The 24,763-nt window shown below is 37.6% G+C and carries 25 protein-coding genes; 13 read left to right on the forward strand and 12 right to left on the reverse strand.

What is annotated here, in order from left to right; translation table 11 throughout:
• Window positions 1-20 precede the first annotated feature (20 nt).
• The 3 genes from NITER_RS00560 to NITER_RS00570 all read left to right on the forward strand — a co-directional run bounded on the left by NITER_RS00560 (window position 21) and on the right by NITER_RS00570 (window position 2,871).
• On the forward strand, window positions 21-1,280 hold the full coding sequence (locus NITER_RS00560) for a porin (protein ID WP_084274582.1): 1,260 nt from the start codon (window positions 21-23) through the stop codon (window positions 1,278-1,280).
• A gap of 89 nt (window positions 1,281-1,369) precedes the next feature.
• Window positions 1,370-1,918 (forward strand): hypothetical protein, encoded by a 549-nt coding sequence (locus tag NITER_RS00565; protein WP_084274581.1) that lies wholly within the window; start codon window positions 1,370-1,372, stop codon window positions 1,916-1,918.
• A complete protein-coding gene (locus NITER_RS00570; protein WP_084274580.1) occupies window positions 1,915-2,871 on the forward strand; it encodes an ABC transporter permease in 957 nt (318 codons plus the stop codon). The genes NITER_RS00565 and NITER_RS00570 overlap by 4 nt, the downstream gene beginning before the upstream one ends.
• Before the next feature lie 3 nt (window positions 2,872-2,874).
• Here the strand turns inward: NITER_RS00570 and nusA are convergent, their stop codons facing one another.
• Window positions 2,875-3,987 carry a transcription termination factor NusA gene (gene nusA / locus NITER_RS00575; protein WP_084274579.1) on the reverse strand — a complete coding sequence of 371 codons (1,113 nt, stop codon included), beginning with the start codon at window positions 3,985-3,987 and terminating at the stop codon, window positions 2,875-2,877.
• Window positions 3,988-4,154: 167 nt separating this feature from the next.
• Between nusA and NITER_RS00580 the strand changes: the two genes are divergently transcribed.
• From NITER_RS00580 to NITER_RS00600, 5 genes are read left to right on the forward strand one after another with little or no spacing between them, the layout of a single operon-like run.
• Window positions 4,155-4,400 carry an HP0268 family nuclease gene (locus NITER_RS00580; RefSeq protein ID WP_084274578.1) on the forward strand — a complete coding sequence of 82 codons (246 nt, stop codon included), beginning with the start codon at window positions 4,155-4,157 and terminating at the stop codon, window positions 4,398-4,400.
• 8 nt (window positions 4,401-4,408) lie between these two features.
• Window positions 4,409-5,722 carry a tRNA (N6-isopentenyl adenosine(37)-C2)-methylthiotransferase MiaB gene (miaB, locus tag NITER_RS00585; RefSeq protein WP_084274577.1) on the forward strand — a complete coding sequence of 438 codons (1,314 nt, stop codon included), beginning with the start codon at window positions 4,409-4,411 and terminating at the stop codon, window positions 5,720-5,722.
• Window positions 5,709-6,335 carry a lysophospholipid acyltransferase family protein gene (locus NITER_RS00590; RefSeq protein WP_084274575.1) on the forward strand — a complete coding sequence of 209 codons (627 nt, stop codon included), beginning with the start codon at window positions 5,709-5,711 and terminating at the stop codon, window positions 6,333-6,335. The genes miaB and NITER_RS00590 overlap by 14 nt, the downstream gene beginning before the upstream one ends.
• A 9-nt stretch (window positions 6,336-6,344) precedes the next feature.
• Window positions 6,345-7,361, forward strand: coding sequence for a PilN domain-containing protein (locus NITER_RS00595; protein ID WP_084274573.1), 1,017 nt, complete (start codon window positions 6,345-6,347; stop codon window positions 7,359-7,361).
• Complete coding sequence (locus NITER_RS00600) at window positions 7,354-7,857, forward strand: hypothetical protein (RefSeq protein ID WP_084274571.1); 504 nt, start codon at window positions 7,354-7,356, stop codon at window positions 7,855-7,857. The genes NITER_RS00595 and NITER_RS00600 overlap by 8 nt, the downstream gene beginning before the upstream one ends.
• Here the strand turns inward: NITER_RS00600 and tilS are convergent.
• The 7 genes from tilS to NITER_RS00635 are packed head-to-tail and all read right to left on the reverse strand — an operon-like array spanning window position 7,832 to window position 15,282.
• A complete protein-coding gene (tilS, locus tag NITER_RS00605) occupies window positions 7,832-8,824 on the reverse strand; it encodes a tRNA lysidine(34) synthetase TilS (protein WP_281847787.1) in 993 nt (330 codons plus the stop codon). The genes NITER_RS00600 and tilS overlap by 26 nt on opposite strands.
• Window positions 8,787-10,094 (reverse strand): 30S ribosomal protein S12 methylthiotransferase RimO, encoded by a 1,308-nt coding sequence (gene rimO, locus NITER_RS00610; RefSeq protein ID WP_084274567.1) that lies wholly within the window; start codon window positions 10,092-10,094, stop codon window positions 8,787-8,789. Before rimO ends, tilS begins: the two co-directional genes overlap by 38 nt.
• A complete protein-coding gene (locus NITER_RS00615; protein ID WP_084274566.1) occupies window positions 10,091-11,161 on the reverse strand; it encodes a GGDEF domain-containing protein in 1,071 nt (356 codons plus the stop codon). The genes rimO and NITER_RS00615 overlap by 4 nt, the downstream gene beginning before the upstream one ends.
• Before the next feature lie 51 nt (window positions 11,162-11,212).
• Window positions 11,213-11,662 (reverse strand): SsrA-binding protein SmpB, encoded by a 450-nt coding sequence (gene smpB / locus NITER_RS00620; RefSeq protein ID WP_084274564.1) that lies wholly within the window; start codon window positions 11,660-11,662, stop codon window positions 11,213-11,215.
• Window positions 11,640-12,413: a 4-(cytidine 5'-diphospho)-2-C-methyl-D-erythritol kinase gene (locus NITER_RS00625; RefSeq protein ID WP_084274562.1), complete on the reverse strand. Its 774-nt coding sequence runs from the start codon at window positions 12,411-12,413 to the stop codon at window positions 11,640-11,642. The genes smpB and NITER_RS00625 overlap by 23 nt, the downstream gene beginning before the upstream one ends.
• Entirely contained in the window at window positions 12,410-13,240 is an 831-nt protein-coding gene (locus NITER_RS00630) for a pseudouridine synthase family protein (RefSeq protein ID WP_084274561.1), read from the reverse strand. The genes NITER_RS00625 and NITER_RS00630 overlap by 4 nt, the downstream gene beginning before the upstream one ends.
• Window positions 13,237-15,282 (reverse strand): ATP-dependent helicase, encoded by a 2,046-nt coding sequence (locus NITER_RS00635; RefSeq protein ID WP_084274559.1) that lies wholly within the window; start codon window positions 15,280-15,282, stop codon window positions 13,237-13,239. The genes NITER_RS00630 and NITER_RS00635 overlap by 4 nt, the downstream gene beginning before the upstream one ends.
• Before the next feature lie 158 nt (window positions 15,283-15,440).
• Here NITER_RS00635 and NITER_RS00640 point away from each other — a divergent pair, with 158 nt between their 5' ends.
• A complete protein-coding gene (locus NITER_RS00640; protein WP_084274557.1) occupies window positions 15,441-16,340 on the forward strand; it encodes a LysR family transcriptional regulator in 900 nt (299 codons plus the stop codon).
• On the opposite strand, the gene NITER_RS00645 is transcribed toward NITER_RS00640, so the two are convergent.
• Genes NITER_RS00645 through NITER_RS00660 form a run of 4 tightly spaced genes read right to left on the reverse strand, consistent with a single transcriptional unit; the run spans window position 16,341 to window position 19,514 of the window.
• Entirely contained in the window at window positions 16,341-16,781 is a 441-nt protein-coding gene (locus NITER_RS00645; protein ID WP_084274555.1) for a hypothetical protein, read from the reverse strand. It lies immediately after the preceding gene.
• 2 nt (window positions 16,782-16,783) lie between these two features.
• Window positions 16,784-17,359: an aminotransferase class IV family protein gene (locus tag NITER_RS00650; protein ID WP_281847791.1), complete on the reverse strand. Its 576-nt coding sequence runs from the start codon at window positions 17,357-17,359 to the stop codon at window positions 16,784-16,786.
• A gap of 2 nt (window positions 17,360-17,361) precedes the next feature.
• Window positions 17,362-18,237 (reverse strand): cysteine synthase A, encoded by an 876-nt coding sequence (gene cysK / locus NITER_RS00655; protein WP_084274552.1) that lies wholly within the window; start codon window positions 18,235-18,237, stop codon window positions 17,362-17,364.
• Window positions 18,234-19,514, reverse strand: a complete 1,281-nt coding sequence (locus tag NITER_RS00660; RefSeq protein WP_159445276.1) for an apolipoprotein N-acyltransferase — start codon at window positions 19,512-19,514, stop codon at window positions 18,234-18,236. Before NITER_RS00660 ends, cysK begins: the two co-directional genes overlap by 4 nt.
• Here NITER_RS00660 and yajC point away from each other — a divergent pair.
• From yajC to leuS, 4 genes are read left to right on the forward strand one after another with little or no spacing between them, the layout of a single operon-like run.
• Window positions 19,492-19,767 (forward strand): preprotein translocase subunit YajC, encoded by a 276-nt coding sequence (gene yajC, locus NITER_RS00665; protein ID WP_084276534.1) that lies wholly within the window; start codon window positions 19,492-19,494, stop codon window positions 19,765-19,767. The two genes, NITER_RS00660 and yajC, sit on opposite strands and share 23 nt — an antisense overlap.
• Before the next feature lie 3 nt (window positions 19,768-19,770).
• Window positions 19,771-21,333, forward strand: coding sequence for a protein translocase subunit SecD (secD, locus tag NITER_RS00670; RefSeq protein ID WP_084274549.1), 1,563 nt, complete (start codon window positions 19,771-19,773; stop codon window positions 21,331-21,333).
• Between the two features lies 1 nt (window position 21,334).
• On the forward strand, window positions 21,335-22,309 hold the full coding sequence (gene secF, locus NITER_RS00675; RefSeq protein WP_084274547.1) for a protein translocase subunit SecF: 975 nt from the start codon (window positions 21,335-21,337) through the stop codon (window positions 22,307-22,309).
• Window positions 22,309-24,762, forward strand: coding sequence for a leucine--tRNA ligase (gene leuS / locus NITER_RS00680; protein ID WP_084274545.1), 2,454 nt, complete (start codon window positions 22,309-22,311; stop codon window positions 24,760-24,762). The genes secF and leuS overlap by 1 nt, the downstream gene beginning before the upstream one ends.
• Window position 24,763 lies beyond the last annotated feature (1 nt).

Raw genomic sequence — 24,763 nt, forward strand, 5'->3', positions numbered from 1 at the left:
AATTTGACAAAGGAGTAAGGATGAAACTGGCAAAATTGAGTCTTGCTGCGATAGTAGCGTTAAGTGTGAGTGCATTCGCTGATGTAGAAAATGTAAAATTTAGTGGTAATGCTAAATTGTATTATGGTACTACTGATATGGATCCAAATGATCTTTTTGATCAGAAAAGCTCTTATGGACAAGCAGCTGCAACTGTAGCAGTTACTGCAGATTTGGCAAATGGAGTAGCTGGAAAACTAAGTGCAGTTGGTCTTTCTACACTTGGTCTTGAAAACAACCTTGTATCTGGTCTTTGGGCAGGTGCAACTGATAGAAATGGTGCTCTAGTTGGTCTTGATTCTGAGTGGTGGGTAAATGAAGCGTGGCTTGCAAAAACTTTTGGTAACACAACTATCAAAGTTGGACGCCAAGAGCTTGACACTCCACTTGCATTTAGTGAAAAATGGAATATTGCTGTAAACAGCTTCGATGCTGCTGTAGTTCTCAATAGCGATCTTCCAGAAACTACATTGGTAGCTGCCTGGGTTGGACGTGGTAATGGTGCTCCTGGTCAAGTAGTTTACGGTGTATCTAATGGTTCAGATCCATTCAAAACTTACGGAAGTGCTATTGTAGATGCATATAATGGTGCTGTTGATGCAAATGGTGCGTATGCAGTTGCAGCAATTACAAAACTTATCCCTATGACTACTGCACAAGTATGGTACTACAGTGTTGTAAGCATTGCAAATGCATGGTGGCTCCAAGCAGATGTTGATCTTAAAGATGCAGTTCCTGGCCTTAAAGCAGGACTTCAGTATGCATACATCGATCCACAAGGTCATATTTCTGCACTTGATGAGTCTAGTGCATGGGCAATCAAACTTGGATATGGTATGGACAATGGTCTTAAACTTTGCGCTGCATACTCTTCAACTGATGAAGATGGTGTAATTCCTGTTGCAAACACTGCTACAGGTGTAAAAGCAGGTCCTGGTGGTTCTCAATCAAAACTCTATACTGAAGCATGGTGGAACTATGGATATGTTGGACAGCCAGATACTGATGCATTTATGCTCAGAGCTGCGTACAACATGGAAGATGTAGCTGATCTTATGGCTCAATATACAAGCACAAGCAATGATACTACAAATGTAGATATGAATGAATTTGCAGTTACTGCAAGTAAGTCTTTTGGTAATCTTGATGCAACTCTTGCATATATCTATACAGATGCAGATGATCAAAACGGAGCTGATAGCTACAACACTATCCAAGTATATCTTACTTATAATTTCTAATTTCCTTTCGGGCTTTTGCCCGAAAATTATCTCTTCTTAATCTTCTCTATATTACAATCTTCTTACCTTAATTATTTCAAAGGAATGGTATGAAACGTACTCTATTGTTTTTCACTATTGTACTGCTTTTTGCAGGGGAATATATTACACTTGATAATGGGAAGGTTATTGAACTTAAACCTGATGGTACTTGGCATGAAGTCAAAGTAATAAAAAAGGGAAGTGATACAATAGTCCTTAAACCAGATGGAACATGGGAAAAAGTTGAAGCTAAAAAAATAGAGGCAGCAAATAAACTTGAAACTGCTGTTGATAAAAAATACAAAGATGAGCCTTTAGTAAAAACTCTCCTTGGAAAATGGGAAGGAGATGGCATTTTTATGGAGTTTGAGCCAAGTAGTGCAAAAATCAAGATAAAAAAAGGGCATACAAATAGAGTTATAGAGGGAAAATGGATTGTAGAAAATCTTGATGAAAAAAACAAAATAGTAACTGTCAATATTGGTGAGGGTGCAAGGCTCGGGTTTTTGACATTTGGTGGAGAGATTAGAAAGATTAAAATTAAAGATAATAATACTATTGTAGATAAAACGGATGCTATAGAAGGAAAAGTGTATACACTCTATAGAAAAAGATGAAAAAAAAAGTAGTACAAAAAATCTTTTATCTTGTATGGATGCTGCTACTTATTTCGCTTATATCATTTTTTGCTATTCATCTAGCACCAAACTCTTTTTTAAGTGCAGGGGAGCTTAATCCAAATATCACAAAAGAGACACTTGAGCATCTCAAAGCAATATATGGGCTTGATAAGCCTCTGTGGCAGCAGTATATAAGTTGGCTTTGGGCGCTGCTCCATTTTGATTTTGGAATCTCTTTTGCCAGCGGTAAGCCTGTGATTGAAGAGATTATGGATCGTATTGGGATTACACTTGGTATAAATCTTGTTTCCATGGTGATTATCTTTGTTATCTCTTTTTATATTGGAATAGTCTCAGCACTTAAAGAGGGAAGTTTTATAGATAGATTTTTTAAAAATCTCTCCTTGATATCTTTTTCTATGCCATCATTTTACTTGGCACTGCTTCTTATTATTATTTTTTCTGTGAAGCTTGGATGGTTTCCAATTAGTGGTTTGCACTCTTTAGAGCCAAAAACAGGTTTTGCTTACTACATAGATCTTACATGGCATTTGGTTTTGCCTATTTTTGTGGTTGTTTTTGTAGGATTTGGAACACTAGCACAATATATTCGCTCACTCACGCAAGAGATTTTAAAGAGTGACTATATTTTCTTTGCAAAGGCAAGAGGAATAGAGCAGCAAGATATTATTAAATATTATATCATCCCAAATCTCAAGCCTCCAATTATTACTATGTTAGGCCTTTCACTTCCAGGAATCATTGGTGGGAGCGTCATTTTGGAATCGATTTTTTCTATCAATGGCATGGGATTGCTCTTTTATCAAGCAGCTATGGCCAGAGACTATCCTATAATACTTGGGATCTTGATAATTACCTCTTTTTTAACACTTCTTGGAAATATTGTAGGAGATTTGGTACTCTTGCGGCTTAATCCCTACGCAAGGTAGGGATTACTCTTTAAAAAGATCTTGGAGGGTTATTGTTGGTTTACTCTCTTCTTCTTCAGTTTCTTGAGTCTGTATAGTTGATCCTTTTTCTACTAGCTCTATCTCATAACCAGTGAGCATACTAGCAAGCCTTATATTGATACCATTTTTCCCTATTGCTTTTGATTTTTGATCTGCTGGAAGAGTGACAATAGCCTTTTCTCCTTCGATCTTTACAGATGTTATAATTGCTGGACTAAGACTTCTTGCGACAAAAATCTCTGGAATTGGTGAATACTCAATGCAGTCGATACTTTCACCTTTGAGCTCTTTGCTTACAGCATTGATTCTAACGCCTTTGACTCCTACGCATGCTCCGACAGGATCTATTTTTGGACTATGGGATGTAACGGCGACTTTTGCACGCTCTCCAGGAATTCTTGCAACTTTTTCTACTGTAATGAGACCGTCTTTGATTTCTGGCACTTCTAATTTAAGAAGCTCTTCGAGGAATTTTGGTGTAGTGCGGGAGAGTTCAAGGTAGATACCATAACTTCTATCTACAACTACGCGCTTCAATATCGCTTTGATAACATCTCCAGGCTTAAAAAATTCGCCTTTGATACGATTGCGTTTTGGAAGGACACCTTTGACCTCATCAATATCTACCCAGGTATTTTCCTCCTCATCTACTCTTGTAACGGTACCACTAATAATTGTTCCAACTTTTTGCTTATATTTATCAAAGAGTTGATCTTCGATGAGACGCTGGATATGATACTCTATTTCATTATGGAGACGCATTGCAGCTGTACGACCCTGCTTGGAGAGATCTATTGGATAGCGCAGTTCATCTCCTACTTCAATATCTGGATCAATCTCTTTGGCTTCAGAGATAGTAATATAACGTTCTGGCTCCTCTTTTGCACGCTCATCATCATCTTCTACGACGAGAATTTTTTGAAATAGTTGCATCTTTTTATTTTTTTCATCAAGTTCTGCTTCAAATTCGAGATCTTCACCAATAACTCTTTTTGCAGTATTGATAAAAGCTCTTTTGATAGCTTCAGTCACTTTTTCAACACTAAGCCCTTTTTCATGGGCAATAGAATCGATAATATCTACTATTTTCTCCATTATCAATAACCTTTTTATAATAATTTATGATTTTTTACAGCAAGGAGGATTTTGCAGTTGCATTATTTTACAAAAAAAATCTTGATTTAAGATTAATCTAGCTGTGTAAGTGGTTATCTTTTTTGATATAATTACCAATTACAAACACAAGCGCAAAAAGGGATGCAATGGAATTGAAACTGGCACGTGAAACGCTCAAAGCAAAACCTAAAACGATAGATCTTGAAAAAATTAAAACAGAAGTAGAAAAAGAGGGAAGTAAAATTTTCTATTTTGATCGAGAAAACTCCCATAAAGATTTGATGGATATGGTTGATAAATTGGAGAGTGAGGGTTTTAGTGTCTATTTTAGAGAAGTAAAATATGGCTTAGATGAAAACGACTATATTTATGAAGTTCATATTATAAAATAAGAGAAGTTATGGGAAAAAAACTCTATATAGAGACTCTTGGATGTGCAATGAATGTTCGTGATAGCGAGCATATTATTGCGGAACTCAAGGAAAAAGAGCAGTTTGAACTCACTGATGATCTAAGCAAAGCCGATCTTATTCTCATTAACACCTGTTCAGTGCGAGAAAAGCCTGTACATAAACTCTTCAGTGAGATTGGCTACTTTAATAAAAAGAAAAAGACTGGTGCAAAAATTGGGGTATGTGGTTGTACTGCTAGTCATTTGGGTGACGAAATCATCAAAAAAGCCCCCTATGTCAGCTTTGTATTGGGGGCGAGAAATGTCTCGAAAATTACTGAAGTAATACATAAAGAAAAGGCAGTTGAAGTAGATATCGATTATGATGAGAGCACTTACGCTTTTAGCGATTTTCGCAGCTCCCCCTATAAAGCATTTATCAATATCTCTATCGGATGTGATAAGAAGTGTACCTTCTGTATAGTACCAAACACAAGAGGCGAAGAGATCTCTATTCCTCCAGAGCTTGTAGTACAAGAAGCTAGACGTGCTGCACAAAATGGGGCTAAAGAGATTTTTTTGCTTGGACAAAATGTCAATAATTATGGTAGACGATTTAGCGATAGAGATCGTAAAATAGATTTTACTGATCTTTTGAAAATGGTAAGTGAAATTGGTGAAGTAAAACGTATCCGATTCACCTCGCCGCATCCTCTGCATATGGATGACAAGTTTTTAGAAGAGTTTGCAAACAATCCAAAAATTTGTAAATCGATGCATATGCCATTGCAGAGTGGAAGCACAAAGGTGCTGCGAGATATGAAGAGGGGCTATACGAAAGAGTGGTTTTTAGATAGGGCTATGAAACTGCGATCTCTTGTGCCTGATGTGCATATCTCTACAGATATTATTGTAGGATTTCCAGGTGAAAGTGAAGAGGATTTTGCTGATACAATTGATGTTGTCGAGCAGGTAAAGTTCGAGCAGATTTTTAGTTTTAAATACTCTCCAAGGCCATTAACACCTGCCCAAAACTACCCCAATCAAGTACCAGATGAAATAGCAAGTAAGAGACTTAGCTTCTTACAAGATCTGCATTTAAGTATGCTTGATGCTATCAGTCAAAAAGAGATGGGAAAAGTATATGAAGTCTACTTTGAAGAGCTTAAACCTGGTGGTTATGTAGCAGGCCGTACTGATAATAACTGGATAGTAAAAGTCAAAGGGAGTGAAGAGCTCTTGGGTAGATTTGTTGATGTCAAAATTACCAAGCCGGGTCGCCTCTCTTTAGAGGGTGAAGTGCTCGTGAATGAAAAAGTTTAAACGAAAAATACTTCTTCTACTTCTTCCGCCTCTTGGGGCATTTTTTATGCGCCTTCTTTTTTGGAGTTGCAAAAAAGAGTTCCATCTTCCACAAAATCTCCCTAAGGAGCCATTTATTGTAGCTTTTTGGCATGGGGAGCTTTTGATGCAGCCCTTTTTATATAAAAAAATCCGCAACTCCCATCCTATTGCAGTTATGATAAGTGAGCATTTTGATGGAGAATTGATTGCAAAAACAATAAAAAGTTTTGGATTTACGACAATACGAGGATCTTCAAGGCGGGGAGGAGCTAAAGTACTTATTGCTGCAGTAAAAAAGCTTCGTCAAGGTTATGATATTGCTATTACACCTGATGGTCCAAAGGGACCTAGGTTAAGTGTTGCATCTGGAATTGTAGCTCTTTCACAAAAGACAGGAGCAAAAATCGTCCCTTTTTCTTATAAAGCTTCAGCATTTTGGCAGCTTCAAAGCTGGGATCGTTTCATTATCCCAAAGCCATTTTCTACAATTGTGTTTCGAGTCGGTGAGCCTTTTGATGTAGCAGGATTAGATGAAGAGGCTGCTAAAGAGTTTGTAAAGAATCAAATGCTACAATACAGTAAAAACCGCTAAAGGCAAAGTTTGCAGAAGAGATATCTCTTTTTCGATGCAAAAGGGCAAAGTATTCATTTGCATAGTACTTATGAAAAAGCAACTCCTCTAGCGGTAGTACATGATGGATGGATAATTGAGCTTGAGCAAAAAGAGTTTAATAAATTAAGAGCAGCCGATACTACTGCTTCTATAATTTCTCCTTGGAGCTATCTCTACCTCCAATATATGAGGGAAGCCAAAGAGAATGCTCTATTTATAGCAATTTTGGAAGAGCATATATTTGCTATTACTTTTGCTAATACAAAACCTGTGTTTTGGCAAATTTATGAGAAACAAAAGAGCAATCTTACAGAGCTTATTGAGGATTTTCTCAAAAATTTTTATGCACAAGAAAAGAGCTATTTTATTGAGAGTATCTATATATATGATTTTGCTGGATCTGAAGTTGATGCGCAAGAGATTGAAGAGAAGCTCTTTATTCCAGTTACATATAAGCAGTGCAGCAGTGATGAACTTGATGCGGACGATATAGAGACATATGCAGTAAGTACAGAGGAGAGAAGAGAGAGTCTTTGGAAAAGATATAAAGCCCTCTTTGGTGTTGTGGTTGCACTCTTTTTAGTATTAATTGGTTATGAGTTTTATTTGCGTAATGCCATTGCATCGTATCAAGAAAAAATAGAGGAACTTGTCAAATTGCAGGTTGAAACTGCAAATACTAATAACGCTCTTACAGCAAAACTTATGCAACTCAAAAAACTAACCCCCTTTATTAATGAACTCAAACAGGTTAATCCATTGATTGTGGAGCGTATCCGCAGCGTTTTTGATCTGGTTCCAGAAAATGCTTACCTTACAAAAGCAGAGTTTAATAGTAATGAGCTTATTTTAGAAGGTATCTGTAAAGATAGAGATACGCTTCTACATTCTCTTCACGAAAAACTTTCTCAAACGTACAAAAAAGGAAAAATAAGTTTTAGCAAGAGGAGTGAGGGATTTTATTTCAAAGCACTTTACAAAGAGATGAGAGAAAAAAATGAGTAATACGAGAAAAAAAGATATAGTAATCCTTTTGATACTCTCTTTTATTGTTATTGGTGCGATGTATCTTTTCTTCTCTCTGGTCTTATCCAAAGATATGGCAAAACTTGAAGAGCTTAAAAACAGATATCAACTGCAAAAAACGGTCGCTTCCTATTTGCAAGAAAATCAAAAAGATTTACAAGAGGAAATAGAAAATAGTAAAGATCTTTTACAATTTGCACAAGCAAAAAATATTGATGCTATGCTAGACAAATTTCTTTCCAAATATTTTCTTTCACATACCCTCAAACTCATCTCTCAACATACACATGAGGGAGTTGTGCAAAAGAGCTTTTATGCAGAAGTTACCATGCAATCTCCTCAAGAGTTTTATACTTTTGTAGAGGATGCACAGCACAAGCATATACCTTTAGAGATAAATTATCCTCTCGTTTTTGAAAAAACTGCTCAGGGTATTAAACTCTCATTTTTTATAAAAGTCTATCAAATAGAGTAGGAGAAATACGCTCTGCGAAAAAATATCCTCGCAGTATCTTTGGAATTTTATGTTTGCGATATATTTCTCGTATCTTTTTTGGAATAGGGGTAATAATATAGGGCGCTACAATTATAAAGTGCTCAGTCAACACAAAAGCAAATTTTGATGCAATAACTCCCTCTTTTTGGCGAAAAATCTCCTCTTTTTGTGACGTTGAGAGAAGATATCCAAACCTTTTGAAAATCTTATCCAAAACTCTTTTATCCTGATAGGAACTACCTGTTCTTCTTGCAAAATAAAGCTCTTTTTGGCGAAAAATCTCATTTTCAAGTAGTTTTTTATCTTCAAGGAGATAATGAAAACTTCTCTTCACACCAGCAGCAAATTTTTTTATGAAGGGATCGCTAAAATTGTGACGAATAAAGTTACGCGTGAAGTTTTGATCGAAATTGGAAGTATCTGTGAAATATTTGATTTTGTGTTTTTGAAGATATAATACAATCTCATCGCGGCTTACAAATAGAAGAGGGCGCACAATGGTAAAATGCTCTTTCTCTGTACAAGGCTCCATCCCCAACAGCTCTACCACTCCTGCTCCTTTTGCAAACTGCATCAAAAACCATTCAAATTGATCATTAAGTTGATGGGCTGTAATGAGATTATCATACATCTCTTTTTTTATAATAGAAGAAAAAAAATCATAGCGTATCTTGCGGGCTTTCTCCTCTATACTAGGGGGTGTGAGTGGGGCTGATTTGATGTAGATTTTTTTATGATATTTTTGCGCAAGTTCTTTGGCATAAGCTATCTCTTGCTTGCTTTGCTGGCGCAATTGATAATCTACTATTGCAATATCAAATGAGATTTTATGCTGCATAAGAAGAAAAAAGAGTGCTGTGGAATCTGTGCCTGCAGAAAAGGCAAGGAGGTTTTTGCCTTGGCGCAGTTTATCCAGACACAAGAGTTCCAACGAGTTTATCTCCAACTACTTCATTGATATGGATTTTGTAGAGCTCTCCTATAGAGATTTTGTCTACTTGCGAGTCATTAATGAGAATTTCCCCATCCACTTCTGGTGCCCAGATCTTTTTACGTGCACTAAGAAGTAGATCACTCTCTTCGCTTGTGCCATCAAGATATGCTTCAACTGTTTTATCTCTATCATTTTCTAGACTTTTTTGTGTTTTTTCTTTTACTATAGTATCGAGGATTGCTAACCTCTCATCAATGATATGTTGCGGGATTTTATCGTTAAATTCGTAAGCAGATGTCCCCTCTTCATCACTATAGGCAAAGAGATTGATGCGATCAAAGTCAAACTCTTCTAAAAATGTTACAAGTTGGGCAAAATCCTCTTCACTCTCTCCTGGATGTCCTACAATGATACTTGTACGCAAAAAGCTCTCTGGAGCTTCTCGCATAGCATAGAGAAGTTCTTTTGTTTTTGCAGAACCTATGCCTCTACGCATTATTTTGAGCATCCTATCGCTTATATGTTGGATAGGCATTTCAAAGTAGTTCACAAATTTTTGTGATGCAGCTATAGTATCTATGAGGTGCATAGAAGTTGTAGAAGGATAGAGATAGAGGATGCGAGCGCTTTGCACTCCCTCAATCTTTTCTACCTCTTCAATAAGCCTAACAAGTCCATCTGCAATGCCTTGATCTCTTAGATATGAGCTACTATCTTGTGAAACGAAGGTAAAATCTTTATACCCTTTTGCAGTGAGGTTTTTGATCTCTTGTGTGATGTTTTCAAGAGGGCGCGATTGGAGTCTGCCTTTGAATGAAGGAATAGCGCAGAAGCTACAGCGCTGATTACACCCTTCGCTGAGTTTGATATAGGCATGGTAATTGGAGCCTGTAATGAGTCGCTCTTCATTGCGAATGAGATAGACTTGATCGCTAAAACTACTCTTTTTTTTCTCTATAAGTTTATCAATCTTTGCGTAGTCCCCTACGCCTGTAAAGATATCTACCTCTTTGAGCTCTTTTTGTAGCTCCTCTTTATACCGCTCGCTTAAACATCCTGCCATAACCAAAAGAGAGTCCTTTTTTCTTACGCTATGCAGCTCAAAGATTGTTTGTAGACTCTCCTCTTTTGCTGGTCCTATAAAACCACAGGTATTGACAATGATGAGATCTGCTTCTTGCGGATTTTGTGTCAATGCATACTCTTGGAGTTTTCCAAGCATAACTTCTGTATCAACGAGATTTTTTGTACAACCTAATGAGACAACATGTAACTTTTTCATTCAACCACCACTACTCTGTTTTTTCCACTATTTTTTGCATCATACATCGCTTTATCAACTCTTGCAAATATTGTATCAATTGTATCATCTGTTCTTACTCCTGTGACACCAAAACTAGCTGTAACACGGATCTCATCTTCAAGTGTAGAGAAGGTTCTTTGTGCGATCACATTGCGCAGCCTCTCAGCTACAATTTCACCCTCTTTAGCAGTTGCACCAGGAACAAGAATAGCAAACTCCTCTCCTCCTACGCGAGCTGCTATATTGTTGGCTCTAAGGAACGTTTTGAGTATAAGGGCAATCTCTTTGAGAACCTGATCTCCACTAGGGTGTCCATATTTGTCATTGATAGATTTAAAATTATCTATATCAAGATAGATAAGAGCGAAAGGATAGCCTCTATTTTGATAGTCGTTAATCATCTCTAAAAGAGCACGCTCAAACCTTCTTCTATTAACAAGACCTGTGAGAAAATCTATTTCTGCTTCTGTTCTAGCAGTCATAAGCTCGCCTTGGAGACGCACTACATCAGCATGGTATTTGCGTAGTTCGTTGGTAAGGAATTCGTTTTCTCGTCTTAGCATCTCTAGTTCATCAAGTATTTTTTTGAGTATATTTTTTGTTTTTTCATCTGTAATGAGCTCTTCATCCTGTACAATCTCATTTTTGTGTGAGTCAATTGAGTTATTATGTGAATCAAGAGTATTAATAACTTCAGAGAGCTTTTGCTCAATGATATCGGCGATACGGACAAGTTTTTTTACCATACCTTTTTGCTTGATTTCAACATCTTCGCCCGCTTTTTCTTTTATTTCATCATAGGGCGCATCGTAGATCTCTTTGAAAAGACCGAGAATCTCGAGATCATTGAGCTCCTTGTTGTTTTCAATGATATTACAAAAGACATAAAACCAGCGCTCATAGTTTTTGGGAGTAATGACGATATTATTTTTGATCATGAAGTTCATCTGTTTGCGGACTATATTCATGATCAATTTTATATCGTCACGAGAGAGCTTTATATCTTTTTCTAGCTTCTCTTTGAGTTTACAAAATTCCTTTTTCACTTTTTTTCCTTTGCAACAATCTTTTAAGATATTATCGGAAACAGGAGCAATTTAATAATTTTTCATAGCAGCTTTTGCTTCTCGATCCAAAATCTTCTTCTTCAATGTTTCACGTTTGTCATGAAGAGTTTTTCCTTTTGCCAAAGCGATTTCGAGTTTGGCTATATTTTTATTATTAAAATAGAGTTTCAAAGGTATAAGGGTATACCCTTTTTCACTCGTTTTTCCAATAAGTTTTGCTATCTCTTTTTTATGTAAGAGCAGTTTTCTTGGTCGCTTTTCATCTGGTTTGAAATGGGGGTTGGCACTATCAAGATGGCTTATATGCATGCCAAAAACATATGGCTCACCTTTGACAAACTTTATAAAACTATCTTTGAGATTGACTCTTCCAGCCCTTATGGCTTTTACTTCACTTCCGGCGAGTACTATGCCAGCTTCATATTTTTCTATTATTTCAAAATCGTGATAGGCTTTTTTATTTGTTGCCACTATTTTCATTTTCACTCCTAAAAAGGGTACTCCCACTACCACTAAGATACCAATTTTGTTTATATTTTGCAAGTGAAGGACACAGATTAATTGCACTTTGGTAGAGATCATTTGCTATAAGAGGGGTAAAATTCTCGAAGATTTGGCACGAACTCATCTGCGCCATTTTACTTGCTAGTTTTGGATCAAACTTGAGGTAGTTTTTACGGTAATGCTGATAGACTTGTGCAGTATCACAATGAAGAGGCAACAATTTTAACTCAAGAGGTGGTATGTCATCCATAAATTCTTCTATCTTCTCTCCAATACCGCTAACGTTTGCTGCTTTGTATCCGTAGATAAAAAAGGGTACGTCTGCACCTACCTTTGCACCTATTTTGGCGAGATCTTGTGGTTCAAGCTGCAGATCTACTGCTTTATTGGCCATGAGAAGAAACGTTGCTGCATCACTACTGCCACCACCTAGTCCCGCTCCCATAGGGATATTTTTGATTATATGAACTTTATGGTGATAAAAAAACTCCCCGAGCCTTTTGGATTTTGTATGAGCGAGGAGCTCTTTGTATGCTTTGTATATAATATTGTGCTCTTTTTTGATTGCAGACATTCCCTCAATAGTAAAATCTGTAAATGTACCTGGTACAAAAGAAATCTCATCATAGAGTGCATCGTAGCGTATGAAGCGGGAGCAGATTTCATGGTAGTTTCCACGAAGTCCTGTAATTTTGAGGAAAATATTGATTTTTGCTGGTGCTTTCATGCTTTGCTTTTTCTTGGAATTTGGTTGAGAAGATATCTGGTTTTTCCATCTTGTATACTGATAATAGCAAAAAATGTATCAAAAACAAGATGATAGATGCCATCTTCATGGTATTTGAGATCGTGCAACGAAAGCTTTGTCCCATGCCAAATTGCAGCAGCGGGTAGTGTGGTAAAATTTTGCTGCGTATTGAGATAGCAAAGAGGATCGAGAGGTTTTTCCTCTTCATATATAAATGCACCTTCGCGCACTCTTTCCAAGTAGCTCAGTGTTCCTCTTTGTCCTAATTTCTTTGCAATATACTCCCCAATACTTCTTATATATGTACCTTCGCTTACTGCCGCTTCAAAAGTGATAAAGGGATGATTGTATTGAAGAAGTTTTATATCATAAATAGTAGAGCTCACTTGTGGTAGCTGTACATCTTGTTTTTTTGCAGCTAATTTATATGCCCTGGTGCCACCAACTTTTTTAGCGCTAAATTTTGGCGGGGTATAGGTAAAAGTGCCATGAAGAGAATCCAGTATCTTTTCAATAGCTGTGCGTGATACCTTGAGAGGCGTTGTGATAGCGGTGATGTTTTCAAGATCGATGCTCTCACTACTTACTCCTAGCCAAAGAGTTGCTCTATAGACCTTGGGATACTTTTTTAAAAAGCGAAAGAGTTTTGTGTATGCACCAAATGCTATGATAAGGGTTCCACATGCAAAGGGATCGAGGGTTCCTGAAAATCCGGCTCTTTTGACGCGATACTTTTTTTTCAATTGATGTAAATATGCATTAGAGGAGATAAATGGTGGTTTATAACCCACAAAGAGTCTATTCATACTCTCTCCACAAAACTTGAGAGGATATCTCTTTGCTGACCTCCAAAGTTAATAGTGAGCTTAAATTCCTTGCCTGCTTTAGATACACCAATAACTCTACCAATACCAAAGATTTTATGTTTGACAAGATCACCTTTTTTAAACGCAGCCTTTTTTTCTATTTTGATACTGCTTTGCAAAAGTCCAGCTTCTCCTAAGAAGCGGCTCTTTTCAAGATGGGTTCTGCGTCCTTTATAAAAGCGTGATTTTACGTAACTTAGTGTTAGTTCTTTCTTGGCTCTTGTAATAGCTACATAGCCAAGACGCCTCTCCTCTTCAATATCGCACCCATCGCCTGTAAGTGGAAAGAAACCCTCTTCAAGACCAATAACAAAGAGATGCTCAAATTCAAGCCCTTTACTTGCATGGACACTCATTATAGCAACTCCCTCTCCACCTATCTGATCTTGATCACTTTGCAAAGAGAGCTCATTAATAAAATCATCGAGGGAGTTTTCTGGATTTTGCTTAATATAGTCTCGAAACATTCCATAAAACTCATCAATATTAGCAATGCGTTCAAATCCATCTGGGAGTGATGCATAATATTTTTTGAGTTCAACTGTTTTTTCAAACTCATCGATAAAATTATAGAGAGAATCTTGTGCTACATTTTGGAGATATTTGAGATTTTCTATGAATTGAAGGAGGGCTTTTGCGTTTTTTTTGCCAACAACTCCAAGGAGCTCACTCTCTTCAATCTCCCATAAAAACTTAAGTACCGATATATCTTTATCTTTAGCAGCTTTTTCAAGTTTTTCATATGTGGCTTTGCCAATGCCGCGTTTTGGCTTATTGATGATACGCTTGAGAGAAAAATCGTCATTTTGATTAGCAATAACACGAAGATAACTGAGAATGTCTTTGACTTCAGCACGCTCATAAAAGCGAATGGCTCCTACAAGTTTAAAGTTAATACCTAGACGATTGAAAGCCTCTTCAATGGAGCGTGATAGAGCATTGATGCGAAAAAGTACAGCAATTTCACTAGGGCGCACACCTTGTGAAATGAGCTGAATGATTTTTTCGCCAATTTTGTGAGCCTCTTCTTGCTCATCAGAGTTTTCAAGAACAACTATTGGCTCTCCCTCAGTTTTTGTTGCTTCAAGTTTTTTGCCAAGACGTGTACGGTTGTGTGCGATGAGGTTATTGGCAGCTTCAAGGATCTTTTTGGTTGAGCGATAGTTTTTTTCGAGTTTAACGATTTTGACATTCTCATAAGTATTTGGAAACTCCAAAATATTTTTTACATTGGCTCCGCGCCAGCCATATATACTTTGATCATCGTCACCAACAACGCAGATATTGCTATGTGTGGAGCAAAGCTGCTTGATAAGGAGATTTTGTAGTTCATTGGTATCTTGAAACTCATCTATCATTATGTAGTTATATTTTTTACTTGTCTCCTCTCGCAAATCTTCGTTTGTGTCAAGTATTTTATAAGTAAGTGCTAAGAGATCGTCAAAATCAACAAGATTATTTTCCAAAAGATACTCTTCATATTGTTGATAGAGGTTTGCGATTTTTTTAAAGTTAGGGAGCCTTGCGCTTGCAATAGCCTCAGATGGCGATATGAGTGAATTTTTATATTTAGATATTTCACTTGCTATTAAAGCAAGAGGCAGATCTGGTTTAAAGGATTTGAGTATACGCTTTTTATCATCTGTATCGATGATGACAAAGTTGCTATCACGCCCCAAACGGCTGATATGAAATTTTAAAAAGAGAAGGCCAAATTTATGAAAAGTACAAAGGAGCGGGGGATAGATCGCATTATCGATAAGAGCAAGAGCCCGCTCACGCATCTCTTTGGCTGCTTTGTTTGTAAATGTAAGTGTGAGAATTGAGGCAGGATCTATACCTATGCTAATGAGATAAGCTAGTCTAGTAGTAATAGTTTTTGTCTTTCCACTACCGGCTCCTGCTAGTATTAAAATAGGTCCATCAATGGTTGTAGCAGCATCTCGCTGCTCTTCATTAAGCTCTTGTAATATCTTCTTCATCTATAATCTTTCTTTATATTTACTTATATATTATAGCAAAAACTCCTTTGAACCTTCTTTTAAAGATTTATAGGTAAAGATTATAACTTTGAAATTCTATAAAACTTTGTTATAATTTTTATAAATGAATAACTAACATTAATAAAAAAGGCTTGCAGATGATCAAAGACTTTACCAAATTAGAGACATTTTTGGTAGTGATCAAAGAAAAAAGCTTCTCAAAAGCCAGTGCAAAATTAGGAATCTCTCAACCAGCAGTAACGCAACAGATTAAATATTTGGAAGAGCAACTTGATGCAAAGCTTATAGAGCGTAAAAAGAATGGTGTAAAACTTACAAAAGAGGGGGAAGAGGTTTATAAGATTGCACAAAAAATTGCAAAATGTATTCAAAATGCCGAGCAAGATCTTCTCAAGGTAATCAATAAACAGATTACATTTATTATTGGGTCCTCTTTTACTATCGGTAATTACATCCTTCCACAGATTATTAATGAAATTAAAAAGATTGTAGAAAATGATATTCTTATAAAGGTAGATGTAAGTGAGAATATCGTAGATAATGTTTTAGGAAAAAAATTTGATCTCGGACTCATAGAATCTCCGATTTTCAAAGAGGGACTCATCTATAGAGAGTGGATGGAAGATGAGTTGGTACTTTTTAGTAATACAAAGCTTCCTCGTTACGTACGAACAGAAGATCTCTATAAATTCAACTGGATTTGTCGTGAAGAGGGGAGCCATACAAGAAAATTGGTGGCAGAGACTTTTGAAAAACTAGGTGTAAGTTGTAAGAAGTTTAATGTAATTGGTGAAGTGAGCTCTTCAACTGCAGTTGTCAACTCTATCTTACGAAGCCCTGTGAACAAAGAGCATCCTACAGTCTCTATAATCTCTCGCTATGCTATTGAGGATGAGCTTCAAAGTGGCAGACTCTTTGAGGCAAAAATAAAAGGGGAAAAGATAAAGAGAAAATTCTATATCACATACCTCAAAGAGCGTAGAAACGATCCGTTTTTGATGAAGATTGTAGATCTTCTTTTAAAATTTAAAAAGTAACTACTCCTCTTTTTTGAGAAATTTTCTATTTTCTGGATTAGAGAGCAGTGCTTCCATGGAGTTTTTTGGCTGCTGCTTTTTAGCCAAAGATGCGGTGAGATTGACAAAAATCGGTGTTTCATCCACTATTATTTGTAAAACTGCTTCAATTGGAACAGTAACCACAGATCCAAAATTCTCTGCTCCAAATCCAGCTTCAAAAACCAGTTTTCCCTCTTCGAGTCTTGCGCTCTCATAGGTATAATTCATAAGCAAAAAGAGAGTAAATTCTGGCAGTTGCTCGTAGATATTTTTTGGAAGCGCAGGTTCAAATGTGACACTAGAAATCTCTACTAAAACTCCAAATTCTTGGTTTTTTTCAAAGAGGTATGTAATGATATCAATGGCATGGTTTTTGAGGATAACGGCAAACTCCTCATCTTGCAAAATATCATAAAGCATAATTATTCCTTTATGGAGAAGTTTTCTATAATTGTAAAATCTATCATAGCATTCATGATGGCCATTGTAGCAAATTTTTTTATATCTTTTACCTCTATATCTGCTGCTTTGAGTCTTTTTTTCTCAAGGAGTCTTGCACGTGTTGTACCTGGCAGCAGAGGTGTTTTGGGAGTAAGCCACTCATTTTTATAGAAAAATGCAATGTTGGCTATGGATGTATCGGTTAAAAGCCCATCTTTGACTATGATAACATCATCTGCTTCTTGGCGTAAAGTAAAGAGTCTCTCTATTTCACTTCGATCAAGATATTTAAAGCTATAATCGATAGGAGAGTGAATGAGTTTGAAGGTGTGAGGAATTCTTGGGGTATAAGGGTAGTATGCGATACCACGAATTTTAGTATCGTAAATGATTTTGCACCTATAGAGTCCAATTTGTGGAGGCTTAATAAAATTTGCAAGGTCTCTTTTTTCTTCTATACCAAAGATCTTTTTTTGTGTTTGCCAAAATCGCCGATTGTGAAAGGCGAGATGTTGCGCTTGGCCATTGATTATTTTAATTGTTTCAAAAAACTGCATTTTCATCGAAAGAGATCGGTAGAGAGGTAGCGCTCAGCAGTATCACACAAAACTGTGACAATTTTCTTTTCTGGATACTCTCTTGCTAATTTTCTTGCAGCTGCTACGTTTGCTCCACTGCTGATTCCTACCATTACTCCTTTAGTTTTTGCCAGTTCTTTGCTCGTTGCAATAGCTTCATCATCTTCAATTGTTACAATGCGTGTAAAGAGTGAGACATCTACAACTTTTGGAATGAACCCTGCTCCAATTCCTTGAATTTTATGTGGTCCCGGCGCTCCACCACTAAGCACTGGACTCTTTGCTGGCTCAACTGCTACGATTTGCACACCCTTTTTTCGCAAAACCTTTCCAACACCAGTAATCGTACCTCCTGTTCCCACACCTGCAACAAATATTGCCACATCTGGGAGATCTTCTAGGATCTCTTGTGCAGTAGTCTTTTCATGCATGGCTGGATTTGCAGGATTTTCAAACTGATTGAGCATATATGCTCCTTGTGCTACTAGCTCCTTTGCTTTTTCGATAGCTCCTTGCATCCCTTTTTCAGCCGGCGTTAAAATGAGCTTTGCTCCTAAAAACTCCATCAATTTTCGCCTCTCTATGCTCATAGATTCTGGCATAACGATGAAAACTTGAAGACCAAGTGCTGCACCCATCATTGCTAAGGCAATACCAGTATTGCCACTGGTTGGCTCAACTATAGGAGTATCTTTATCGATTTTGCCACTAGCAAGTGCATCTTGGATCATATTTAAAGCGATGCGATCTTTGACACTTCCTCCAGGATTTTTAAATTCGCATTTAGCATAGATATTCTTTTCAATGTGTAAAAGAGGAGTTTTGCCAATAAGTTGTGTAATATTGCTTGCTATCATCGTATGATCTCCGTTTTGGCAATATTTGTGGCATGGTAGACCACTTTTTTGTAGATTGTAGCATAATATTTTATTATTAAGTTTTGCAAGAGAGGCTCATACGATGGTACAAACCAGGCATTGTTGCTGATTGCTATGATATAGGGAGTAGATGTGTGATATATGAGGGGATGAGTAGCTTCATAGCAGATGGCATTTGTAAATGTTACGTCTTTGATGGAATATGTTTGAGGAGTTTTTGCTGCACTATAGTCATTTGCCCCATCAAAAAAGAGATTATTCATCCATTTTGCCAGCGGTTTTGGCAATGGGATCTCTTCTCCAAAAGGAACTAAAACCACTTTATCAAGAATTATGAAGCGTCCTTTATGAAAAACAAAAGTAGAGTTGAATATTTTTTGCCTTTCAGCATGGAGTGCGCCTGTAACGATTGCAATTTTATGACTTAATTGCAAGAGTTTGAGCAAAAGCGGAGTATTGTGATCCAAAAAGAGAGGAAAAGCACTCTCTGGGAGTACTACTATATCATATTTTTTTGTAATAGCATTGCGAATAGCCTGGAGATTGTCTTCAATAATCTTTTTGCGATAAGCTGCCTTCCACTTTTTATCTTGTGGTACATGGGTAGTTACTAAAGAGATTTTGAGTGGTGCTAATGGCTGTGGGGTGGAGTGATGAAGAGCTACAATAAGCAAAAAAGCAGCGATGAGAGATGCTAAAGAATGCAAGCTCAAAAGTAGCAGCAGGGCTAAAAGAATAAGTCCAAAAGAGAGCTTATCCACTCCAAAAGGGGTATGGAGCAGTGCAAGTTCAGGAATATACCAGTTGAAATGAAAGGGGTGAATAAAGCTTGCCAAAAAGAGAAAAAGAGCATTGATAAGGGGATGGATCTGCCAAGAAAAAGCTCTTTGTAGGAGGGATCCAACTGCTTCAGCAATTTTGAAAATTATCCCATAGACTAACCCAATAGCTATAATAACTAGTGGAATCATCCAGGTAAGATTATAGTAACGAAAACTCAGAGCTATCCACCAAAACCATATTACTCCAATAAAAAATCCTATCCAAAAGAGTCTCTTGCTTGTGATAATGAGATAAAAACCTCCAAGTGCCAAAACTGCCTGGAGATAGGGGTTGTGCCAAGAGAGTACCTCGAAGAGCAAAAAAGAGCTGGCAATTAGTGCTATGAAAAAGGATTTTATTAATAAAGTAATGCTAAAATATCTTCCAAATTTTTTGAATAAAGGATAATTAATGCAAGGACAAGGTGCAAGCATTTTGGGTTCTCTCCTCCCGCTCATTATTATTTTTGCGGTGTTTTATTTTCTTATTATACGACCGCAACAGCAACAAGCAAAAAAACATAAAGAGATGGTGAACAATCTCAAAAAGGGCGATAAGATTGTGACTACAGGCGGTATTATAGCCGAAGTAGTTAAGAATGATGAAAATTTCATCAAAGCAAGAATCAGTGATAATACAGAAGTGAAACTGGATAAAAACTATATAGCCAAAAAACTTGAAAGCTAAGCAATGAAATGGATGAATTATAGGTTTGTACTCTTTCTTATAGCATTCATTGCTGGTGTAGCATTGAGTTTGCCTTCATTTTTACATCTCAAAGAGGGGCCCAAGATTACTTTAGGTCTTGATCTTCAGGGTGGTTTGCATATGCTTCTTGGTGTTGATACAAAAAAAGCAGTGGAATCAAAAATTAAATCTGTTGCCTCTGCGATTAAGTATTATGCAGAAGATAATGATATATTGATTGATGAGTTGCGTGTAACACCAGAAGGAGTTACATTTAAGCTCCTAGATAACGATGATGCTTCAAAAATAGAAAAGTTTTTGCAAGAGCAAAAGGGGCTTGAGGTAAAAAAAGAGGGATTGACATATACAGTTACTTTTACACCTCAAGAGATTGAGTCAATCAAAGAGTATGCGATTAAGCAAGCAGTAGATACGATCCGTAATCGTTTAGATCAGTTTGGTTTAGCAGAGCCAACTGTTGCAAAACAGGGTAAAGATAAGATCTTGGTAGAGTTGCCGGGTATAAAGACTGCAGAGCAAGAGCAGCGCGTTCGTAAACTCATAGCAAAAGCAGCCCATCTACAACTTATGGCTGTAGATGAGGAAAGACAAGCACGAGTCAATCAAATGACACCAGAAGAGGCTGCAGAGTATGGCGATGTGATACTCAAAGATAGACATGGACGCAAATATCTCATTAAAGAGATTCCTATACTTGATGGAAGCATGATCACAGATGCTCGCGTGGCGTTTGATCAAAATAATCAGCCAGTTATCAACTTTACACTCAACTCACAAGGTGCAAAGATTTTTGGTGATTTTACAGCAAAAAATGTGGGCAAGAGACTTGCTGTTGTGCTTGATAATGTGATCTACTCTGCCCCTGTTATTCGTGAGCGTATAGGTGGTGGTAATGGACAAATAAGCGGTGGATTTACTGTAGAAGAGGCTCACGATGTAGCAATTGCGCTAAGAAGTGGAGCGCTCTTAGCACCAGTCTATATGGAAGAGAAAAGAAGTGTGGGGCCTAGCCTTGGGGCTGATAGCATTAAAGCAAGCATGATAGCCCTTCTTAGTGGTTTTGTTTTAGTTGTGCTCTTTATGATTGTGTACTATGGAATAGCAGGAATTATTGCCGATATTGCTTTGATAGCTAACCTCTTTTTAATTATTGGGATCATGGCACTTTTTGGTGCAACACTTACCCTCCCAGGGATGGCAGGAATTGTTCTTACAGTTGGTATGGCGGTGGATGCTAACGTAATTATTAATGAGCGTATCCGTGAGCTCTTGCGCCAGGGAGTCTCGATTCGTAAAGCTATTGAGCAAGGATATAAAAACGCAATGAGTGCGATTTTGGATGCCAACATTACAACGCTTATCGCAGCGATAGTGCTTTATGCTTATGGTACAGGCCCAATTAAAGGTTTTGCAATTACTATGAGTATCGGTATTTTGGCTTCTATGCTCACAGCAATCGTTGGTACGCACGGTATCTATGAAGCGCTTATAGAAAAGATTGAGCGCAGTAAAAATCTCAATCTCTGGTTTGGTATAAAGGTCTAATATGGAGTTTTTTAAAACAGATAAAATTTACGATTTTATGGGCAAAGCCAAAATTTTTATGGTTATTTCTGCTGTTTTAGTGGTTGGTTCATGGGCACTTTTATTTATCAAGGGACTCAATTTTGGTATCGACTTTGCTGGTGGGACTATTGTGCAGGTGCGCTATGACAAACCAGTTGATATTGCTACAATTCGCCAAACTCTCAAAAAGAGCGATATTTTTAAAGATGCAGCAGTCACATATTTTGGCAGCGATAATGAAATTATTATTCGTATCAAATCTTCTACCAAAAATCTTAAAAAAGATATTGGTGATGAGGCAAGAAATGCCCTCAAAGGTACTGGAAACTTTGAGATACGCCGTGTGGATATGGTGGGGCCAAAAGTTGGTGGAGAGCTCAGAGAAAAAGGGCTCATGGCAACAGTGATTGCAATTTTGGCTATTTTAATCTATGTCTCTGTTCGCTTTGAGTGGCGTTTCGCACTAGCGAGTGTTTTAGCTCTCGTACATGATGTGAGTATTGCTATGGGAGCAATTAGCCTTTTTAATATTCCTGTTAATCTCGATATCCTCGCAGCAATCTTAACACTACTTGGATACTCCCTCAATGATACTATTATTGTATTTGATAGGATTCGTGAAGGAATTATTGAGAATACAAAACTCAATGAACTAAATCTAGTTATTAATGATGCTATTACAAAAACCCTTTCGCGTACAGTGCTCACTTCACTGACAACATTTTTTGTTGTACTTACACTCTATCTCTTTGGAGGAGAGATTATTCGTGGATTTAGTTTTACGCTCCTTGTAGGTATTATTGTGGGAACATACAGCTCAATTTTTATTGCTTCTCCACTTTTAAGTCTTTTAGGATTTGATCTTGCAGGATATCGCAAGAGATTAGCTGAGAAGAAAAAACGCCAGCAAGAAAAAGAGCGCATGCGCGCAATGTATGAGCAAGGAATGGTGTAATGCAAGGATACGATCCAAAGAAAATCGAGAAAAAATGGCAAATATTTTGGAAAGAGCATAATACGTATGAGCCGCAAGAGAGTTATACAAAGCCAAAAATGTATGTGCTCTCAATGTTTCCTTATCCTAGCGGAAGAATACATATGGGGCATGTGCGCAACTACACTATAGGTGATGCTCTTGCGCGCTACTATAGAAAAGTAGGACGCAATGTTTTGCATCCAATTGGGTGGGATGCTTTTGGAATGCCAGCAGAAAATGCAGCTATTAAGCATGGTGTACATCCTAAAAAGTGGACCTATGAAAATATCGATTATATGCGCAAAGAGCTCGATAACTTGGGGCTTAGTTTCTCACGAGATAGAGAATTTGCTACATGCGATCCGCTCTATACCAGGTGGGAGCAAGGCTTTATTATTGATATGTGGAATAAGGGGCTGCTCTATAGAAAAAAGGCAGCAGTAAACTGGTGTCCACACGATAAGACAGTTTTAGCTAATGAGCAGGTAATTGAAGGTAGATGCTGGCGGTGTGATACAGAAGTAGTACAAAAAGAGATTGAGCAGTACTTTTTAAAAATTACTGCCTATGCAGAGGAGTTGCTCCAAGATCTCGATAAACTTGAGGGTAATTGGCCTGCGCAAGTTATTGCGATGCAGCGCAACTGGATCGGAAAAAGCGAGGGGCTTAAATTTTTACTTCGTTTTGATGAATCAAGTGCCAAAAAGGCTGAGAGTGAAGGGTTTGAAGTCTTTACTACCCGTCCAGATACAATCTATGGTGTAACTTATGCTGCACTTGCTCCTGAACATCCTGTTGTAAAAAGACTTATCCAAAAAGGGTTATTAGATAGTAAGAGCGTAGCAAAAATCGAAGCGATGCAAAACCAGTCTGCAAGGATGCGCCAGCAAGCAGAAAAAGAGGGACTCTTTTTAGGGCTCTATGCTTTGCATCCATTAACAGGCCAAAAGATTCCTGTATGGGTTGCCAATTTTGTACTCACTGAATATGGAAGTGGTGCTGTGATGGCGGTACCTGCACATGATGAGAGAGATTTTGCATTTGCAAAAAAGTATAATCTTCCTATTAAATATGTTATCAAGCCAAAAGAGGGAGAGTTAGATACTTCCAAAGCGTATACTGAGCCAGGAATTCTCTTTGATAGTGGAGAGTTTAGTGGACTTCCGAGTGAAGAGGCAAAAGAGCGCATTATTGAGTATTTTGAGCAAAAGGGTCTTGGAGAAAAAACTATTAACTATCGTCTCAAAGATTGGCTTGTTTCACGTCAGCGCTACTGGGGAACGCCAATTCCTCTCATAAAATGTCCAAAGTGTGGGATTGTCCCTGAAAAGAAAGAGAATCTTCCAGTAACCTTGCCAGAGGATGTGGAAATTACTGGAGAGGGAAATCCGCTCGAGCTTCATCCTACATGGAAGAAAACAACTTGTCCACAGTGCGGCAGTGAAGCCGAGAGAGAGACCGATACGCTTGATACTTTTGTAGAGTCAAGCTGGTACTTTTTGCGCTATACCACACCGCGTAAATTTTGGGAAGAGGTTCCATTTCGCAAAGAAGATACAGATTACTGGATGCCAGTAGATCAATATATCGGCGGAATAGAGCATGCAATTCTTCATCTTTTGTATTCAAGGTTTTTTACAAAAGTTTTACGCGATTTAGGATATGTGGATATTGATGAGCCTTTTAAAAAGCTTTTAACACAAGGGATGGTGCTCAAAGATGGCGCTAAAATGAGTAAATCCAAAGGCAATACAGTCGATCCTGATGATATTATAGAGCGTTTTGGGGCCGATACCGCAAGGCTTTTTATCCTCTTTGCTGCACCTCCGGCAAAAGAGCTTGAGTGGAGTGATAGTGGTGTTGAGGGAGCATACCGCTTTATTAGGCGTTTTTATGAAAGAAGTGCTAATGCGCAGGCTGAATTGCAGCAGTTGCCCAAGATTGAGCATGAAAAACTTTCCAAAGAGGAAAAATATGCACGCAAAAAGGTGTATGAAGCGGTTGTGAAATCCAAAGAGGTGTATGAAAAGAGTTTTGCTTTCAATACACTCATAGCAGCGTGTATGGAGGCACTTAATGCTTTGAGTGAACAGGATAATCCTCTCATTTGGAGTGAGGGTTACTGGATACTTACCAATCTTTTAGAGCCAATAATTCCACATACAAGCTGGGAGATAGCTGAGAGGTTCTTTAAAAGGGCAAATTTTGCTCCATTGCAAGTAGATGAGAACGCACTTGAAGAGGGTAGTATTACACTTGCTGTTACAATTAACGGTAAAAGAAAAACAGAGATTGAAGTGGGTAAAGATGCTTCAAAAGAGGAGATTTTAGAAAAAGCAAAAGAGGCTGCTGCAAAATGGATAGAGGGTAAAGAGATTGTAAAAGAGATTGTTGTGCCAGGGCGCCTTGTGAATATCGTTGTCAAGGGCTAAT

Origin of the sequence: Nitratiruptor tergarcus DSM 16512 (genome assembly GCF_027946175.1) — a bacterium.
In the GTDB taxonomy this organism is placed as follows: domain Bacteria; phylum Campylobacterota; class Campylobacteria; order Campylobacterales; family Nitratiruptoraceae; genus Nitratiruptor; species Nitratiruptor tergarcus.

Coding starts and splice junctions, on each gene's coding strand:
- NITER_RS00560 (WP_084274582.1), top strand. CDS start 21: ATGAAACTGGCAAAATTGAGTCTTGCTGCGATAGTAGCGTTAAGTGTG.
- NITER_RS00565 (WP_084274581.1), top strand. CDS start 1,370: ATGAAACGTACTCTATTGTTTTTCACTATTGTACTGCTTTTTGCAGGG.
- NITER_RS00570 (WP_084274580.1), top strand. CDS start 1,915: ATGAAAAAAAAAGTAGTACAAAAAATCTTTTATCTTGTATGGATGCTG.
- nusA (WP_084274579.1), bottom strand. CDS start 3,987: ATGGAGAAAATAGTAGATATTATCGATTCTATTGCCCATGAAAAAGGG.
- NITER_RS00580 (WP_084274578.1), top strand. CDS start 4,155: ATGGAATTGAAACTGGCACGTGAAACGCTCAAAGCAAAACCTAAAACG.
- miaB (WP_084274577.1), top strand. CDS start 4,409: ATGGGAAAAAAACTCTATATAGAGACTCTTGGATGTGCAATGAATGTT.
- NITER_RS00590 (WP_084274575.1), top strand. CDS start 5,709: ATGAAAAAGTTTAAACGAAAAATACTTCTTCTACTTCTTCCGCCTCTT.
- NITER_RS00600 (WP_084274571.1), top strand. CDS start 7,354: ATGAGTAATACGAGAAAAAAAGATATAGTAATCCTTTTGATACTCTCT.
- rimO (WP_084274567.1), bottom strand. CDS start 10,094: ATGAAAAAGTTACATGTTGTCTCATTAGGTTGTACAAAAAATCTCGTT.
- smpB (WP_084274564.1), bottom strand. CDS start 11,662: ATGAAAATAGTGGCAACAAATAAAAAAGCCTATCACGATTTTGAAATA.
- NITER_RS00625 (WP_084274562.1), bottom strand. CDS start 12,413: ATGAAAGCACCAGCAAAAATCAATATTTTCCTCAAAATTACAGGACTT.
- NITER_RS00630 (WP_084274561.1), bottom strand. CDS start 13,240: ATGAATAGACTCTTTGTGGGTTATAAACCACCATTTATCTCCTCTAAT.
- NITER_RS00635 (WP_084274559.1), bottom strand. CDS start 15,282: ATGAAGAAGATATTACAAGAGCTTAATGAAGAGCAGCGAGATGCTGCT.
- NITER_RS00640 (WP_084274557.1), top strand. CDS start 15,441: ATGATCAAAGACTTTACCAAATTAGAGACATTTTTGGTAGTGATCAAA.
- NITER_RS00645 (WP_084274555.1), bottom strand. CDS start 16,781: ATGCTTTATGATATTTTGCAAGATGAGGAGTTTGCCGTTATCCTCAAA.
- NITER_RS00650 (WP_281847791.1), bottom strand. CDS start 17,359: ATGCAGTTTTTTGAAACAATTAAAATAATCAATGGCCAAGCGCAACAT.
- cysK (WP_084274552.1), bottom strand. CDS start 18,237: ATGATAGCAAGCAATATTACACAACTTATTGGCAAAACTCCTCTTTTA.
- yajC (WP_084276534.1), top strand. CDS start 19,492: ATGCAAGGACAAGGTGCAAGCATTTTGGGTTCTCTCCTCCCGCTCATT.
- NITER_RS00660 (WP_159445276.1), bottom strand. CDS start 19,514: ATGCTTGCACCTTGTCCTTGCATTAATTATCCTTTATTCAAAAAATTT.
- secD (WP_084274549.1), top strand. CDS start 19,771: ATGAAATGGATGAATTATAGGTTTGTACTCTTTCTTATAGCATTCATT.
- secF (WP_084274547.1), top strand. CDS start 21,335: ATGGAGTTTTTTAAAACAGATAAAATTTACGATTTTATGGGCAAAGCC.
- leuS (WP_084274545.1), top strand. CDS start 22,309: ATGCAAGGATACGATCCAAAGAAAATCGAGAAAAAATGGCAAATATTT.